Origin of the sequence: Acidovorax carolinensis (assembly GCF_002157145.1) — a bacterium.
Classification (GTDB): domain Bacteria; phylum Pseudomonadota; class Gammaproteobacteria; order Burkholderiales; family Burkholderiaceae_C; genus Acidovorax; species Acidovorax carolinensis.
Window position 1 is genome coordinate 2861438 of record NZ_CP021361.1, and the last position, 16634, is coordinate 2878071.

12 protein-coding genes and 2 pseudogenes are annotated in these 16634 nt (G+C 66.1%); 4 read left to right on the top strand and 10 right to left on the bottom strand.

The genetic code is table 11. The features are described 5' to 3' along the window. Nucleotides 1–76: 76 nt before the first annotated feature. The 7 genes and pseudogenes from ndk to surE all read right to left on the bottom strand — a co-directional run bounded on the left by ndk (nucleotide 77) and on the right by surE (nucleotide 6585). The gene (ndk, locus tag CBP34_RS13400) at nucleotides 77–502 is read right to left on the bottom strand and encodes a nucleoside-diphosphate kinase (RefSeq protein ID WP_086927758.1); all 426 of its coding nucleotides are present in this window, start codon (nucleotides 500–502) and stop codon (nucleotides 77–79) included. Between the two features lie 59 nt (nucleotides 503–561). Then, a complete protein-coding gene (locus tag CBP34_RS13405; RefSeq protein WP_157896479.1) occupies nucleotides 562–2160 on the bottom strand; it encodes a pseudouridine synthase in 1599 nt (532 codons plus the stop codon). Beyond that, the gene (gene scpB / locus CBP34_RS13410) at nucleotides 2157–2894 is read right to left on the bottom strand and encodes an SMC-Scp complex subunit ScpB (RefSeq protein ID WP_094098326.1); all 738 of its coding nucleotides are present in this window, start codon (nucleotides 2892–2894) and stop codon (nucleotides 2157–2159) included. The genes CBP34_RS13405 and scpB overlap by 4 nt, the downstream gene beginning before the upstream one ends. A gap of 153 nt (nucleotides 2895–3047) precedes the next feature. Beyond that, nucleotides 3048–4029, bottom strand: a pseudogene (locus CBP34_RS13415) (RluA family pseudouridine synthase). A gap of 107 nt (nucleotides 4030–4136) precedes the next feature. Beyond that, nucleotides 4137–5024: a peptidoglycan DD-metalloendopeptidase family protein gene (locus tag CBP34_RS13420; protein WP_086927760.1), complete on the bottom strand. Its 888-nt coding sequence runs from the start codon at nucleotides 5022–5024 to the stop codon at nucleotides 4137–4139. An 11-nt stretch (nucleotides 5025–5035) separates the two neighbouring features. Continuing rightward, nucleotides 5036–5803 (bottom strand): protein-L-isoaspartate(D-aspartate) O-methyltransferase, encoded by a 768-nt coding sequence (locus tag CBP34_RS13425; RefSeq protein ID WP_086927761.1) that lies wholly within the window; start codon nucleotides 5801–5803, stop codon nucleotides 5036–5038. Further along, nucleotides 5803–6585 (bottom strand): 5'/3'-nucleotidase SurE, encoded by a 783-nt coding sequence (gene surE, locus CBP34_RS13430; protein WP_086927762.1) that lies wholly within the window; start codon nucleotides 6583–6585, stop codon nucleotides 5803–5805. The genes CBP34_RS13425 and surE overlap by 1 nt, the downstream gene beginning before the upstream one ends. 125 nt (nucleotides 6586–6710) lie before the next feature. Here surE and CBP34_RS13435 point away from each other — a divergent pair, with 125 nt between their 5' ends. The 4 genes from CBP34_RS13435 (at nucleotide 6711) to CBP34_RS13450 (ending at nucleotide 13017) form a co-directional block, all read left to right on the top strand. Then, on the top strand, nucleotides 6711–7685 hold the full coding sequence (locus tag CBP34_RS13435; RefSeq protein WP_094098327.1) for an NADPH:quinone oxidoreductase family protein: 975 nt from the start codon (nucleotides 6711–6713) through the stop codon (nucleotides 7683–7685). A gap of 91 nt (nucleotides 7686–7776) precedes the next feature. Then, on the top strand, nucleotides 7777–9303 hold the full coding sequence (locus tag CBP34_RS13440; RefSeq protein WP_086927764.1) for a diguanylate cyclase: 1527 nt from the start codon (nucleotides 7777–7779) through the stop codon (nucleotides 9301–9303). 136 nt (nucleotides 9304–9439) lie between these two features. Next, on the top strand, nucleotides 9440–11050 hold the full coding sequence (locus CBP34_RS13445; RefSeq protein ID WP_094098328.1) for an alkaline phosphatase D family protein: 1611 nt from the start codon (nucleotides 9440–9442) through the stop codon (nucleotides 11048–11050). A gap of 131 nt (nucleotides 11051–11181) precedes the next feature. After that, nucleotides 11182–13017 (top strand): gamma-glutamyltransferase family protein, encoded by a 1836-nt coding sequence (locus tag CBP34_RS13450; RefSeq protein ID WP_094098329.1) that lies wholly within the window; start codon nucleotides 11182–11184, stop codon nucleotides 13015–13017. Between the two features lie 136 nt (nucleotides 13018–13153). On the opposite strand, the gene bioD is transcribed toward CBP34_RS13450, so the two are convergent. The 3 genes and pseudogenes from bioD to bioA form a co-directional block, all read right to left on the bottom strand. Next, the gene (gene bioD / locus CBP34_RS13455; RefSeq protein WP_236748424.1) at nucleotides 13154–13840 is read right to left on the bottom strand and encodes a dethiobiotin synthase; all 687 of its coding nucleotides are present in this window, start codon (nucleotides 13838–13840) and stop codon (nucleotides 13154–13156) included. An 81-nt stretch (nucleotides 13841–13921) separates the two neighbouring features. Beyond that, nucleotides 13922–15139 carry an 8-amino-7-oxononanoate synthase gene (gene bioF, locus CBP34_RS13460; protein WP_094098331.1) on the bottom strand — a complete coding sequence of 406 codons (1218 nt, stop codon included), beginning with the start codon at nucleotides 15137–15139 and terminating at the stop codon, nucleotides 13922–13924. Continuing rightward, nucleotides 15129–16375 (bottom strand): annotated as a pseudogene (gene bioA / locus CBP34_RS13465) (adenosylmethionine--8-amino-7-oxononanoate transaminase). The gene bioF and the pseudogene bioA overlap by 11 nt, the downstream one beginning before the upstream one ends. Nucleotides 16376–16634: the final 259 nt, after the last annotated feature.

Below are 16634 nucleotides of genomic sequence, written 5' to 3' on the forward strand. Positions count from 1 at the left end.
CGTCCAGAGTCGGTCGCGGCTGTCCCCAGCACTTGCTTTCTCCAAGGAAATTGGAACGAGCGTGGGGACGGTCATGTCAGCGCGAGAAAACGTTCATGCCCGCGAAGAAGAAGGCGATTTCCACTGCAGCGGTTTCAGGTGCGTCGGAGCCGTGCACGGCATTGGCATCAATGCTGTCTGCAAAATCAGCGCGGATGGTGCCGGCCTCGGCCTTCTTTGGATCCGTTGCGCCCATCAGTTCGCGATTCTTCAAGATTGCGTTTTCGCCTTCCAATGCCTGAATCATGACGGGGCCGGAGATCATGAAATCCACCAGATCCTTGAAGAATGGGCGCGCCTTGTGCACAGCATAGAACTGCTCTGCTTCCAGACGGGAAAGGTGCGCCATACGGGCAGCGACAACCTTGAGGCCAGCAGCTTCAAAGCGGGCATAAATCTGGCCAATGACATTCTTGGCCACTGCGTCGGGCTTGATGATGGAGAGAGTACGTTCGATTGCCATGTTGATTTCCTGGTGTGATGTTGCTGTAATTTTTTGCCCGTCGGGCAAAGCTATTGATTCTAACCGGGCACGCAATTCACGGCGGCCTCAGCGACTTCCCCCGCGCCGCGACCCGCCACCCCCGCGCGCCCACCACCCCCTGTGCGGCGCTGATCCTGGCGGTGGCGCGACAAACTGTCGACGCCAATGTAGCCCACCGATGTCTTCATCGGATCAGGCTGTGCACTCCCGCGCGGGCGGTCCGGATTGCCACTTCGCGCACCCAAATCGTCGGATCGGCGCGATGCCTGCCCACGCGGCCCACCCAAACCACTATTGGCGCCGGGCGGACGCTTGCGGCCATCCCCCATGCGCTGACCACCGCGCCCGCGATTTCGATTGCCCCGATCTCCGCTGACAGAACCGTCCTCGCCGCGTGTTTCTGCGGCTTCCGGGCGTCCGGCCCCTGCGGCTTGCACCAGCGCGCGGATATCGCCCTCATCGAGCTCCAGCCAAGCCCCGCGCTTCAGCCCGCGGGGCAAAACCATTGCCCCGTACCGGATCCGGATCAGACGACTGACGGCGTGACCCACCGCCTCCAGCATGCGCCGGACCTCGCGATTGCGCCCCTCAGAGATGGTGACGCGGTACCAGCAGTTGGAGCCTTCCCCACCGCCATCCTCGATCGAGCCAAACGCAGCCATACCGTCGTCCAGCCGGACACCGTCCAGCAACTGCTGTTTTTCTTCGTTGCTCAATGCGCCCAAGACTCGAACCGCATATTCCCGCTCCAGCCCAAAACGGGGATGCATCAGCTTGTTGGCCAGTTCGCCCGAACTGGTGAACAGCAGCAAGCCCTCGGTGTTCAGATCCAGTCGCCCGACCGATTGCCATTTGCCCTGCTGCAGACGAGGCAGTTTGCGAAACACCGTTGGACGGTTTTGCGGGTCATCATGGGAAACCACCTCACCGACCGGCTTGTGGTAAGCGATGACCCGTGCCGGGGGGGGATCAATACGGTAACGAATCGGCTTGCCGTTCACTTTCACCTGATCGCCAAACTGCACGCGCTGACCGATATGTGCAGGTTCGTTGTTCACCGAGATTCGGCCTTCGAGAATCAACTGCTCCATCTCCAGACGAGAGCCCAGCCCTGCCTGCGCAAGCACCTTGTGAAGCTTGGGAGTTTCCACCTGAGGCAAGAGTACGCGCTTGGGTGTCACTGGTTCGCGGCTGACCTCATCGGCATCGAAACGGCCTGAGATCACGTCTTCGAATCGGTAGCCACCTGCTGCAGCGGGCGTGGATCGCTTGCCACGCCCGCCACCCCCGGCAGACTGTGACTTTGACTGCGGCCTGGCACCCATCTCGCCCGAGCCATCCACCGGTTGCGGCTGAGCATCGACCGCCTCCGCCGCGGGTTCGGCGCCATTCAACGGGGCCGAAGACGCCACGACAGGCTTGGAAACCACTGGCGTATCAGCTAGAGGAACCACGGCATCGACCACTCCGGAAACTGCAGCCAGATCGTCACTCACGACTTTCCCGGCTGTGCCAGCCATTGGCTCGGCTTTCTTGCGCGGGGTTTTGCGTGCCGCGGTTTTTTTCAGAGGTACTGCGGCCCCGGAAGTCTCCGTCTCGTGCGGCATGTTCTCAGGTTCGGATGTGGAATCGTTCATAAATTATTTCCCGGAACACCCCCTGGGGCATCCTCTTGTTCATCACGGAGATCCGTCTCCGCACTTTGCTGGACCTGCATGTCCTGCTGCGTTTCCTGGAGCGCCAGCCCCGGCAATTCAACGTTCAACGACGAAAGCAGCTTCGGAATTTCGCCATCCATCTCCAACGTGCCCTGCACGCTCACAGCCGAGGCCATGGCGTCCAGCACCGTCGCACTGCCTGAGGGGTCCTCCAGCACCGGGAGCTGGTCCAGAGACTGCAACCCCAGATCGTCCAGAAACTGGCGGGTAGTGGCAAACAGCGCAGGCCGGCCCACTGTTTCACGGTGCCCAATGACTTCCACCCAACCCCGGTCCTCCAACTGCTTGACGATCAGGCTATTGACCGTGACACCCCGGATGTCTTCAATATCACCACGCGTCACCGGTTGACGATAGGCAATGATGGCCAATGTTTCCAGCGTGGCACGGGAATAGCGTGGGGGCTTCTCCGGGTGAAGCCTGTCAAGGAACTCCCGCATTTCGGGGCGGCTTTGAAATCGCCACCCGGAAGCCACCTGGACCAGTTCGACGCCCCGCAAGGCCCAGTCTTGCTGGAGTTCCTGCAAAAGGACTTTCAGCGTGTCCGTCCCCAGCGCATCATCAAAAAGTACACGCAGCTCCCGCACAGCCATGGGCTGCGCAGCGCAGATCAGGGCGGTTTCGAGGACCCGTTTGGCATCCACCGTATTCATGGTTCAGCGATTCCGGGAAAAATTGGGCCACGCGTCGATTGCGGGCACTACACCAACTGCAGGAGTCAATCCAAGGCGCACCAGGAAGACACTCCGGAGCGACGCACCATTTGGCGGGAGACCACCTTCGGGCGAACACGGTCTGGCAGACCGTCAGAGCGGATTGTAGCCCAGGCCCCACTCCGACAGCGCTTGCCTCATATCGTCTGGCACTGGCGCATGAAACTCAAGTGCCTGCCCCGAGACCGGGTGCGCAAAAGACAGCCGGTAGGCGTGAAGCGCCTGACGCTCCATTCCAGCGGCGGCAGCCCCCCGTAAAGGACATCGGCCACCAGCGGATGTCCCAGGGAGGCCATGTGCACGCGAATCTGATGGGTGCGTCCCGTGTGCAATGTGCACTCCACCCAGCAACCGAGATCGTTGCCCGCGAGCCATTGCACATCCGTGCGCGCGGGCTTGCCGGCATGGCTATCCAGATTGACCACGGCCATGCGCAAGCGGTTGCGCGGATCGCGCCCGATGGGCGCCTGAACCGTGCGATTGCGAGGCCCGTCCAAGGCCGATGCGCCAGCGCCAGGTATTGCCGGTGCACGGATCGCTCGGCGATCATGCGTACGAGTGTGTCCATCGTGGCCCGGTCCCGGGCGACCACCATCAGGCCACTGGTGTCCTTGTCCAAGCGGTGCACAATGCCAGCGCGGGGCACCAAATGCGCCTTCGCGTCGCGGGCCAGCAGCCCGTTCAACAGCGTTCCGCCCCAGTTGCCGGGGGCGGGATGAACCACCAGGCCCGCCGGCTTGTTGATCACCAGCAGATGTTCGTCCTCATACACCACGTTGATGGGCAAAGACTCCGGGCGAAATGCCTGGCTTTGTAGCGTCGGGCGCATCTCGACCACCAACACATCGCCGGCCTTCACACGAACAGATGCCTTGGTTGCTGGGCGACCGTTCAGACAGACAAGCCCCTGCAACAAAAGCTGCTGCAGATAGCTGCGGGAAAATTCGGGCACGAGTTCGACCAGTGCGCGGTCCAGCCGGGCGCCATGCTGGGCTACACCCACCTCCACTTGCCGCAGTTCGGATTCCGCCTCGGCCAGGCCACTAAATTCGTCCGGCAGACCCAAGTCGTCAATAACATCCGCTGAACCTGCCCCCTGCCCTGCATCGCGTGCTGGTTCTTCGTCGGGATGGCCTTTATGGGAAGCATCAGGCACGGTGGGCAGTACGGCAGCGGGCACACTCAACGCGCTGGCAGGTAGCGGACAGGATCAACGGGTTTGCCTTGGCGGCGAATCTCAAAATGAAGCTTTACGCGATCCGCGTCCGTGCTGCCCATTTCCGCGATCTTCTGCCCGCGCCGCACAGTCTGGTCTTCCTTGACCAGCAACGCCTGGTTGTGTGCGTAGGCGGTCAAGAAGGTGTTGTTGTGCTTCAGGATGACCAGATTGCCGTAGCCCCGCAAACCTGCGCCTGCATAAACCACCCGCCCATCGGCGGCCGCAAGAACCGGGTCACCAGCCTTGCCTGCAATGTCGTAACCCTTGTTGCGGGCCTCGTCAAACCCCGCCAGCAAGGTGCCGGAAGCAGGCCAGATGAAGGGAACATCATCTTCCGACGAAGCAGCTGCTGGAGCGGGCGTAGGGGCTGGAATTGGCGCCGGCACAGGCGCCGCAGCCGCCGCGCTGGCGGCCGGTTTGGGCGCACTGGCGGCCGACGAAGGGCTGACAGCCGAAGAAGCGACAGGACGCGTGACCACGCCCGTTTCGGCGGCGGGCGCTGCGGCACTGGCCGCGGGTGGAACAACGCGCAGCACCTGCCCGACTTCGATCAGGTTGGCATTGTCGAGATTGTTCCAGCGCGCAATGTCCTTCCAGGCCTGGCCATTTTCCAGGCCGATGCGAATTAGCGTATCTCCGGCCTTGACCGTGTAGTAACCCGGCTTTCCGGCATTCTCGGCGCCCGGCAGCGGCTTGATGGGTGTAACAACCACCCCTGGAGCAGATGAAGACGCCGACGAGGTTCCACGGTCCTCCACAGGAGCCTTCGTCATCCGGGTTCCGCAGCCGGCCAGCACCAGCGCCGTCAACGCTACGGAAATCCCAACAACAAGACTACGCGATACCAACATAAGCATTCCCTTCAGGCAATCCCCGATTTTAGAGGGACAAAATGAACCGGCTCGAGAACGCTTTGTTTCAATCCGTGCGCGGTTTTGTCGATTACAAGCAACACTTGTTGTCCACCCGCGAGCGCCATGGGCGCCACGAGTCGCCCCCCGGGAGCCAGCTGATCGCACCAGGCCTGCGGCACGGCTTCGCCACCGGCGGCTGCAATGATGGCGGCATACGGAGCGCCCTTGGCGTAGCCTTGCATGCCATCGCCGAACAGCAAGTGCACATTGGCCAGCCGCAGATGGCGCAGGTTGTCGCGGGCCTTTTCGTGCAGGCCGCGCAGACGCTCGACCGAATACACCTCGCGTGCAATATGACTGAGCACCGCGGCCTGGTAGCCGCAACCGGTGCCGATTTCGAGCACCCGGCCCAGTCCCGCAGCGCGCGAGCCTTCGGCACCCAGCAGCAACTCGCACATGCGCGCCACCACGCTCGGCTTGGAAATGGTCTGCGCCAGTCCAATGGGCAAGCTCGTGTCTTCGTACGCCTGGTTTACCAGCGCGCTGTCAACAAAGCGGTGCCGCTCCACCGCCGCCATGGCGTGCAGCACCGCCGGCGAGGAAATCCCCCCCGCAGCCAGCTTTTGCACCATGCGGGCGCGCACCGCCGCCGAATCCAGCCCGACCCCCTGCGGGGCTGCAGGCACAACCACCGGGCGAACGGACAGTTGAGCCACCCTGGAGGTGGCGCCTGCCGGGCCATCCAGACGGGCAGGAAAACCGGGTCTGCGCTGCATCACCGCTGCGCGGACACAGAACCTGTGACCACCAGGCGGGACGCGGTCTGTGCCCAATAGCCGAGGTTGTCGTGGTCCGTCAGGTCCACCTTCAAGGGGGTGACAGACACATGCCCCTGGGCCGTGGCGTGAAAATCGGTGCCTTCTGCATCGTCCTTGGCTGCACCGGCTCCGCCAATCCAGTACATCACCTCACCACGCGGGCTTTCCTGCACGATCACACGTTCGGCAGCATGGCGTCGTCCCAGGCGGCACAGCTTCAGCGGGCGCAACGCGTCCAGCGGCATGTTCGGGATGTTGATGTTAAGCAGCCAGGGCGCTTCGCTCACCAGGTTCTGCGCCATCATCTGCGCAACGATTTCGCGGGTCTTGAGCGCTGCGGCCTCGATTTCGCCCCAGCCTTTGTCCACCTGGGATACCGCCATGGCCGGAATACCGAAAAGATACCCCTCCATGGCGGCACCCACCGTGCCCGAATAGATGGTGTCGTCACCCATGTTGGCGCCGTTGTTGATGCCCGACACCACCAGATCGGGGCGGTATCCGAGCAGCCCCGTGAGGGCGATGTGCACGCAGTCGGCCGGCGTGCCATTGACGTAGCGAAAGCCGTTGGCGGCCTGGTGCACATAAAGCGGCGAATGCAGGGTCAGGGCGTTCGACTTGGCACTGTTGTTGTGCTCGGGCGCAACCACCTCCACATCGGCGATGGTCTTGAGCGCTTCGTATACGGCCACGATGCCCGGGGCCTGGTAGCCGTCGTCGTTGGATAGAAGGATCTTCATGGTCACTGTGCGGATTGCAACGGATTGTAGGGGCCCGCCGGCCGCAACAGGTCCGTCGCTCGTGGGACATCGGGCGCCCCGTGGCCACCCCTATCATGCAGGCCACTATTGACAGGAGACACCCCATGCACGCTTGGCTTTGCACCAACCCCACCGGCGTTGACGCACTCACCTGGACCGAACTGCCCACGCCCACGCCCAAAGCGGGCGAAGTGCTCATCGAGATCAAGGCCGCAAGTCTGAATTTTCCTGATCTGCTGATCGTGCAGAACAAGTACCAGATGAAGCCCCCGCTACCGTTTGTGCCCGGCTCGGAATACGCGGGCGTGGTGCAGGCGGTGGGCGAAGGCGTCACGCACCTCCAGGTGGGCCAGCGCGTGGCCTGCCTCTCCGGCACCGGCGGCTTTGCCACCCACACCATTGCCCCGGCGGCCTTGTGCATGCCGCTGCCCGAGGGATTCTCGTTCGTGGATGCGGCGGCATTCATCATGATCTACGCCACATCCCACCACGCGCTGGTAGACCGCGCCCAGCTCAAGGCCGGCGAGACCGTGCTGGTGCTCGGCGCCGCCGGCGGTGTGGGCACGGCAGCCATCCAGATCGCCAAGGCCATGGGGGCGCGGGTGATTGCAGCCGCCTCCAGCGACGAGAAATGCGCGCTGTGCACCTCCATTGGCGCCGACGCCACCATCAACTACAGCAAGGAAAACCTGCGCGAGGCCATCAAGGCCCTGACCAATGGCAAAGGACCGGACGTGATCTACGACCCCGTGGGCGGGGATTTTGCCGAGCCGGCCTTCCGCTCCATCGCCTGGCGCGGCCGCTATCTGGTGGTGGGTTTTGCCTCGGGGCCCATCCCGGCGCTGCCGTTCAACCTGGCGCTGCTCAAGGGCGCCTCCATCGTGGGCGTGTTCTGGGGCGACTTCGCCAAGCGTGAGCCCAAGGCCAATGCCGCCATGATGACCGAGCTGGCCCACTGGTATGGCCAGGGCAAGGTCAAGCCCGTGATCGACCGCACCATGCCCATGGCGCAACTGCACGCAGCCTACGCCCACATGGGCTCGCGCGGCGTGATGGGCAAGCTGGTCATGGTCAACTGAAATCGCACCACCAAGGCGGGCGGCTTGGCCGCGAAGCCGCGGCCCTGTGTCAAACTCGCGCACCCCAGACCCCTGACACGGATGCTCGCACATGGCGGACCGACAACCCTCTGAAATTGCCCGTGAAACGCTCAAGCAATTGGCCGTCCGCCGACTTGCTCCCACGCCCGACAACTATCTGGCACTGTATGACGAAATCGCCGGCGTCCGCACCCCGCCGGTTTTCCCGGATGGGCCGCTGCAGCACATTCTGCGAGTGCTGCCGGGCCAGACTCCGGCACAAAAACGGCTTTTGGGCCAGCTGGGGCGGGCCGTGGAAAACAAGGACTGGTCCGCCCTGCAAAGCGTGATGGTGGGCTACGCCAATCTGGGGCTGAACCCGGCCACCGCCGAACCCGTGGTGGCCCAAGCCACTGCGTTGACCATCCTGCCCGAAGACCTGGCAGAGCTGCTGGCCCGCCTGATCGACAACACCCTGCCGGCGCTGGGCGAAGACGATGCCCGCGTGCATGAAATGGCCCAGCAGCTGACAACGTTGCTGCGCGAACCCGCCCCGCCCGTGTCCACCGTGCAGCTGATGCTGGGCAACTTCACCTACCGCCTGTCGTTTGCCACCGAAGACCAGGCCGCCATCCGCGCCAGCCTGCTCGAGCTGCTGCACATGGTGTTCGAGAACATCGCCGCGCTGAGCGTGGAAGACCGCTGGCTCAACGGCCAGGCCGAGGCACTGATGGCCGCCTCCACGCCGCCGCTCACACTGCGCCGGCTGGACGATGTGCAGCGGCGCCTGAAGGACGTGATCTTCAAGCAGACCGAAGCCCACACCCGCACCGTGGAGGCCCAGGAGCAGATGAAGGACATGCTGTCCACCTTCATCGAGCGCCTGGCAAAGATCACCGACTCCAGCTCCACCTACCAGGGCACGATGGAGCGCTGCGCCGATCTCATTGGCAAGGCCACCACCCTGGAGGAAATTGCCCCTGTTTTGCAGGAAGTGATGCATGCCACCCGCTCCATGGCCCTGGACAGCCGGACGGCCCACGACGAGCTTCGGGAACTGCGCGAGCGCACCGAGCTCAAGCGCGCCCAAGTGGCACAGCTGCAGCAAGAACTCGACCGCGCCAGCGCCCAGGCACGCCACGACCCGCTCACCGGCTCGCTTAACCGCAAGGGGCTCGACGAGGCCATGGAGCGCGAACTGGCCCGTGCAGGCCGCACGGGTGCGCCGCTGTGCGTGGCTTTGCTCGATATCGACAACTTCAAGACCATCAACGACCGGCTTGGCCACAATGCCGGCGATGCGGCGCTGCTGCACCTGACCCAGGTCACCCGCGAAGTCATGCGCCCCCAGGACCTGCTGGCCCGCTATGGCGGCGAAGAGTTCGTGCTGATCTTGCCCGACACCACCGTTGCCAACGGCGTCGCCGCCATGACGCGCCTGCAGCGCGAGCTGACCACCCGCTTCTTTTTGCAAGGCACCGAAAAAGTGCTGATCACCTTCAGCGCCGGCGTGGCCCAGCTGGGCGAGGGCGAGACCAGCACCGAGGCCATTCGCCGGGCCGACAAGGGCATGTACCTGGCCAAGCGTTCGGGCAAGAACCGCGTCATGGCGGCATGACAATAGGCCCCCCTGTGTCGCCTGCGGCGCCTTCCCCCGCAGGGGACGCCGCCAGCGCGGCGGGCGGCCCTTGCGCGGCGGCCGCTGGCCTGGGCCGCTTCAGTTTTCAGCGCAGCGCACTGAAGAGCACCCTGTAATGCCCCCAGAGCAAAGACGGTCCTTTCTGCGGCACGCGGCTTGGGCTGCCGCTGCCGCCACACTGCCCCGCTGGGCGTGGAGCAACCCGCTATCGCTGCAATCCAACCCTTTCGCACTCGGCGTGGCCAGTGGAGACCCCGCACCGGACGGCGTGGTGCTGTGGACGCGACTGGTGCTGGCCAACCCGGCGCAGATGCAGACCGCCCACACCGTGCGCTGGGAGGTGGCGCACGATGCACGTTTTGCGCAGATCGTGCAAAAAGGCGAAGCCGCCGCGCTGCCGAACCTGGGCCACAGCGTACATGTGGAGCTGACCGGGCTGGCCCCGGCCCGCTGGTACCACTACCGCTTCATGCTGGGCGATGCCGTCAGCGCCACGGGCCGCACCCGCACCGCGCCCGAGGCCGATGCCATGGACGCCCATCTGCGCATCGCCTTTGCCTCTTGCCAGCGCTGGGAGCACGGCCACTATGCCGCGTGGCGCCACCTGCGCGCCGACCAGCCCGACCTGGTGCTGTTTCTGGGCGACTACATCTACGAATACGCATCGCCGCAAAGCACCACGGGCCTGGCGCGCGTGCACGCGCTGCGGCACGCCAGCACCCTGGCCGACTTCCGCGACCGCTATGCGCTGCACAAGAGCGACCCCGCCCTGCAGGCCGCCCATGCCGCCTGCCCCTGGGCCGTCACCTGGGACGACCATGAGGTGCAAAACGACTATGCCGGCGCACAGGGCAAAGGCAGCCAGGGCGATCCGGGGGCTTTCCTGGCCCTGCGCAGCGCGGCCTGGCAGGCGTTTTACGAAAACATGCCCCTGCGCGCCGCCAGCCTGTTGGCGCCCGACTTTGGCGCCTTGCAGGTGTACCGGCGCCTGCGCTGGGGCCGCCTGGCCCAAATGCACCTGCTCGACAGCCGCCAGCACCGCCAATGGCAGGCCTGCCGCCCGGCCGACGCGGGCGGTGCATCGGCCGTGCGCCCGCAAGACTGCGCCGCCCTGGCCGACCCACAACGCACCTTGCTGGGCGCTGCCCAGGAGCACTGGCTCGATGCGGGCCTGGCCGCCGATGCGCAGCATGACCGCACCCGCTGGAGCGTGATCGCGCAGCAAACCCTGTTCTCGCCCCGCCGCTACCCCTCGGGCGTGGTTTCTACCGACAGCTGGGACGGCTACCCTGGCGCCCGCGCGCGCCTGCTGCAGTCACTGGCCCGCCACTCACCGCGCAACAGCGTGCTGCTCGGCGGCGACATCCACCAGAACTATGTTTGCAAGGTGCTCGCCGATGCCGGGGCAGACGGCCAGCAGCCTGCCGGGCCGGTGATCGCCAGCGAGTTCTGCGGCACCTCGATCAGTTCGCGCGCGGGCACCACGCAGGACAAGGTCGATGCCATCGCCCGCCACAACCCGCATGTGCTGCTGGCGCGCTGCGATTTGCGCGGCTACGGCCTGGCCGACATCACGCCACAGCGCTGGACCACCACCTTGCGGGGGGTAGACGACCCCTTGCTGGCAAACAGTGGCGCATCCACCCTGGCGCGCTTCGTGGTGGAAGACGGGCAAGCGGCCCCGTGCCGGCGTGAGATGATTTGCTCTCTAATTGATAGCAACTAGCGCTTACCTGTAAAGCGCCAGAGGCAAAAAACAGCACAAAGCCAAGGCGCTGTTCCGCAATGTAACAACTGCCAGCGCCCAGCCGCCCGCCCGCTACCATGGGTTCCCGCCCACCCCATGGAGAACGCAGGATGCCCAAGACCACCCCCCTTCGCATTGCGCTGATCGCTGCCGCCGCGCTGCTGGCCGGTTGCAACAGCGCTCCGCCGCTGGCCTACACCGTGCCCAGCCAGCCCGAGGGCTCTTCGGGCTATACGGAAAAACCGGGCTGGGCTGCCGAGAAATTTGCCGTGGCCGCGGCCAACCCGCTGGCCACCGATGCCGGCTACCAGGTGCTCAAGGCCGGCGGCTCGGCCATCGATGCGGCCATCGCCGTGCAGATGGTGCTGACGCTGGTGGAACCGCAATCCAGCGGCATTGGCGGCGGCGCCTTTTTGCTGCATGCCGCGGGCGGCCGGGTCGAGGCCTATGACGGGCGCGAGACCGCGCCCGCAGCCGCTACCGACAAGCTTTTCATCGGCGCAGACGGCAAGCCCCTGCCTTTCAACGATGCCGTGGTGGGTGGCCGCTCGGTGGGCGTACCGGGCACGGTGCGCATGCTGGAGCTGGCCCACAAAGAGCACGGCAAGCTGGCCTGGGCGCAGCTGTTCCAGCCCGCCATCCAACTGGCCGAGGGCGGGTTCAAGGTCAGCGCCCGGCTCAACACCCTGCTGGCCAATGACAAGTTTCTGGCGCAAGACCCCGTGGCTGCCGCCTACTTCTTTGACGCCGCTGGCAAGCCCTGGCCCGTGGGCCATGTGCTGAAGAACCCCGAACTGGCCGCCGTGCTGCGGGCCATCGCCCGGCAAGGCTCGAAGGCGCTGCTGGAGGGCGACGTGGCCCAGGCCATCGTGGCCAAGGTGCGCACCCACCCCACCAACCCGGGCCAGCTCAGCCTGGCCGATCTGGCGGGCTACCAGCCCAAAAAGCGCGACGCCCTGTGCACCAACTACCAAGTCGCGCCCCACGCCTTTCGCGTGTGCGGCTTTCCGCCACCCAGCTCGGGCGCCATCGCCATCGGCCAGATCCTGGGCATCCTCCAAAACACCAACGCGGCCACCATGCCGCTACAGGACGGCCTGCGCGGCCCTGCGCCCGGCGCCGACTGGCTGCACCTATACACCGAAGCCGCGCGCCTGGCCTTTGCCGACCGCGCGCTCTACGTGGCCGACCCCGATTTCGTGCAGCCCCCCGCCGGCAGCTGGATGAGCCTGCTGGAGCCCGCCTATCTGGCCAGCCGCGCCCAGCTGATCGGTGCGCAAAGCATGAAGGTGGCGCAACCGGGCACGCCGGGCGCCATGCGCACCAGCTTGGCCCCCATGCCCGACCAGCCCGAGTACGGCACCAGCCACATCAGCATCGTGGACGCCTTCGGCAACGCGGTGGCCATGACCACCACCATCGAAGACCAGTTCGGTTCGCGCCAGATGGTGACCACCAACGCCGCGCGCAGCGGTGGCTTTCTGCTCAACAACGAGCTCACCGACTTCAGCTTTGCCCCCACCGACGCGCAGGGCCAGCCCATTGCCAACCGCGTGCAGCCGGGCAAGCGCCCGCGCTCGTCGATGGCGCCCACGCTGGTGTTCAACCAGGCCAGCGGCGAGCTGCTGATGAGCGGCGGCAGCCCCGGCGGCGCCGCCATCATCCACTACACGGCCAAGACGCTGTATGGCGTGCTCAACTGGGGCCTGATGCCCCAGCAGGCCATCAACCTGCCCAACTTCGGCTCCATGAACGGCCCCACGCTGCTGGAAGAAAACCGCTTTCCGCCCGCCACGGTGGAAGCCCTGCGCGCACGCGGCGCCGAGGTGCGCGAAATGAACATGACCAGCGGCCTGCAGGCCATCACCCGTGGCCAGGCCCATGGCAAGAAGATCTGGCTGGGCGGGGCCGACCCGCGGCGCGAAGGCGTGGTGATGGGCGACTGAGCCGAACCTTCAAGGCAAATAGGGCGCCAGCGCTTTCAGAACCAGCGCTAGCAGCTATTAACAAAATAGCAAAAAAATCCGCAACCACACCCAACAAAATCACCGGAGCGCGCTGGGGGCGACAACCCCCGTACCCCTATGTGGCTTGCAGCAACGCCAGCGCCTGCGGCAGATGGGCGGCAATGGCCGCAGGATGGGGTTCTGGCAGGCGGGGCACATGGCCCAGGCAAGGGGCTTGCAGGCCGGCTTCCAGCGCAGCCAGGTTGTCGGCCACATGGGGCATGGCAGCGTCCACGGTGTTGGCCACCCAGCCCGCCAGCCGCAGGCCGCGCGCACGCACGGCTTCGGCCGTGAGCAGCGCATGGTTGATGCAGCCCAGGCGCAGGCCCACCACCAGCACCACCGGCAAACCCAGGTCCACAGCCAGGTCGGCGGTGTCCCAGCCCGGAATGAGCGGCACACGAAAGCCACCCACGCCTTCGACAAAGGCGATGTCGGCCCGCGCCGCCACGCCGCGCACGGCGGTCAGCAATGCCTCGCGCGAAATGGCGCGCCCCTCCAGCCGTGCGGCAATGTGCGGTGCGCACGGCGTGCGCAGCTGCAGCGGGCCCACCTCGTCATCACGCAGGCCCATGTTGCTGGCCGCGCGAAGGCGCAGTACGTCTTCGTTGACCCAGCAGCCGTCCACGCAGTCCTGCCCCGCCGCCAGCGGCTTGATGGCCGCGGCGCGCAGGCCCGACTGCGCCGCCAGGTGCGTGAACGCGGCGGTGATGGCGGTCTTGCCGATCTCGGTGTCGGTGCCGGTGATGAAAAATGCCCCCACGCTCCGCCGCTTCGCGGGTCGCTGCCCCCCGAGGGGGCTGCTTTTCATCTTGGGGCGGCCCGGCGCTGAAAAATCCGCGCGTCATGCCAGCTCCTGCGCCGCATCGGCCAGCGCCGCCAGCAGGCGGTCGATATCGGCCGCGGTATGCGTGCCGCACAGCGTGATGCGCAGGCGCGCCGTGCCTGGTGCCACGGTGGGCGGGCGGATGGCGGGCACGCGCAGGCCGGCGCGGTCGAGGATGGCGGCCACCCGCAGCGCGGCGGCGTTCTCACCGATGACCAGCGGCTGGATGGGCGTGTCCGACGCCACCAACCGCCAGCCCAGGCCCGGACGGCGCGCCAGAATGGCGCCCACGCCGGTCCGCAGCTGCGCCTGCAGGCGCACGAGGTTGGCGCGGCGCTGTTCGCCCTCGTCGCCCGCCATCAGCGCCAGGCTTTGCAGCAGCGCGTGGGCCACGGCGGGCGGCGCGGCGGTGGTGAAGATGTAGGCCCGCGCAGCCTGAATCAGGTACTGGATGACGGTGGGGTGCGCCGCCACAAAGGCACCGGCCACGCCGGCCGCCTTGCCCAGCGTGCCCACCATGATCAACCGCTCGCTGCGCAGGCCAAAGTGCGCCAGCGTGCCGCGCCCCTGCGGCCCCAGCACGCCAAAGCCATGGGCATCGTCCACCACCAGCCAGGCGTCGTGCCGTTCGGCCTGCGCCAGCAGGGCATCGAGCGGGGCCACATCGCCATCCATGCTGAACACCGCATCGGTGACGATCAGCTTGATGCGGGCCGTGCAGGCGCCCAGCAGCGCGTCGAGCTGCGCCACGTCGCAGTGGGCATAGCGCTGCACCGGCGCCTTGGCCAGGCGCGCGCCGTCGATCAGCGAGGCATGGTTGAGCTCTTCCGAGAAGATCACCGCATCGGCATCGCCCAGGGCCGTCAGCACCGCCAGGTTGGCCATGAAGCCGGTGCAGAAAAACAGCGCCTCGGCGTTGGGAATGGCGGGCGCCACCGTGGCCGCCAGGGCGCGCTCCAGCGCAGCGTGCGCGCTCGAATGCCCGCTGATGAGGTGCGACGAGCCCGAGCCAGCACCGTACAGGCGCGCGCCCTCGGCCAGCGCGTCAGCCAGCGCGGGATGGGCGGCCAGGCCCAGGTAGTCGTTGCTGCAGAACATCAGCAGCTCGCGCGATTGCCCGTCGGCACCGCGCACACGCTGCAGCGGCGCGGTGGCGCTTTCGGCCTCGCGCAGCACGCGCGTCAGATCCCTGGCCGCGATGGCCTGCAGTTTCTGGTTCAGGTGGTCAAGCAGCATCCAGCACCTCCGTGAGCGTGGCCATCACCGCCTGAAAAAGGAACTGCGCCGTGGGCGCATCGATGAGGTAGGGCGGCATCAGGTACACCGTGGCGCCGATGGGGCGGATCAGCAGCTCGTGCGCACGGGCCGCCAGGTGAAAGCGCTCGGCAAAACGCTCGCCAGGCTCGCGCACATCGAACGCCAGGATCATGCCGCGCTGGCGCAGGTGGTGCACGCGCGGGTCAGTGGCCAGCGGCGCAAAGGCCTCGGCCAGCATCCGGGCCTGCACACGGTTTTTCTCCAGCACCCGGTCGGCAGCAAAGCGGTCGAGCACGGCATTGGCCGCCGCGCAGGCCAGGGCATTGCCGGTGTAGGAATGCGAATGCAGAAAGCCGCGCCCCACCTGCTCGCTCCAGAAGCTCTGGTACACAGTTTCGGTGGTCAGCACCAGCGACAGTGGCAACGTGCCACCGCTGATGCCCTTGGAAAGCGTGATGAAGTCGGGCCAGCCGCACTCGCCCTGCTCAAAGGCAAAAAAAGTGCCGGTGCGCCCGCAGCCCACCGCGATCTCGTCGGCGATGAGGTGGATGCCGAACTCGTCACACAGGGCCCGCACGGAGCGCAGGTACGAGGGCTCGTGCATCGCCATGCCGGCGGCGCACTGCACCAGTGGCTCGATGATGAGGGCGGCCACATGGCCGCGCCGCTCGGCCAGCACGCGGCGCAGGTCGGCCAGTGCGCGGGCCTCGCTGCCGAGGCCCTGGCGCGCATCGGGCGAATCGACGATGTGGGCGCGCATCAGCAGCGGGTCGTAGGCATCGCGGAACACCGCCACGTCGGTCACGGCCAGCGCGCCAATGGTTTCGCCGTGGTAGCCGTTGCGCAGGCAGACGAATTCGCGCTTGTCCGCCTGGCCCCGGTTGCACCACGAATGAAAGCTCATCTTCAGCGCGATCTCGACGGCCGAGGCGCCGTCGCTGGCAAAGAAGGCGTGGCCCAGGGCGCCACCGGTCAGGGCCGAGAGCTTTTCTGCCAGCTCGACCGCGGGCGCATGGGTGCAGCCGGCCAGCATGACGTGGGGTAGGGTTTCAAGCTGCTGCGTGATGGCGGCGCGGATACCGGCATCCGAGTGCCCGAACAGGTTGACCCACCAGGAACTGTTGGCGTCGAAATAGCGCCGGCCTTCCAGATCGAAAAGCCAGGGCCCTCGCCCCGGGCGATGGCCAGCGGTGGGGTAACGGCGGCGCGCGCCATCTGGGTGCAAGGGTGCCAGACCGCAGCCAGGCTGCGGGCGGCCAGATCGGGGGAGTTCAGGGACTTCAATCAGCAACTCACTTGCCCGGGAAACCAGGCACGAACGAAGGACCGGAGCAAGGCACAGACACGACCTCGCGCGGGTGGAGACGAAAAACCGCGGCAAGTATCGCACCCGGTCTTCACGGTCATTTCCCAGCATGACCTGGGCAAACAGGCAGTCTGGGCGAAACTTGAACGAAATATGGTCCTAGCCCTT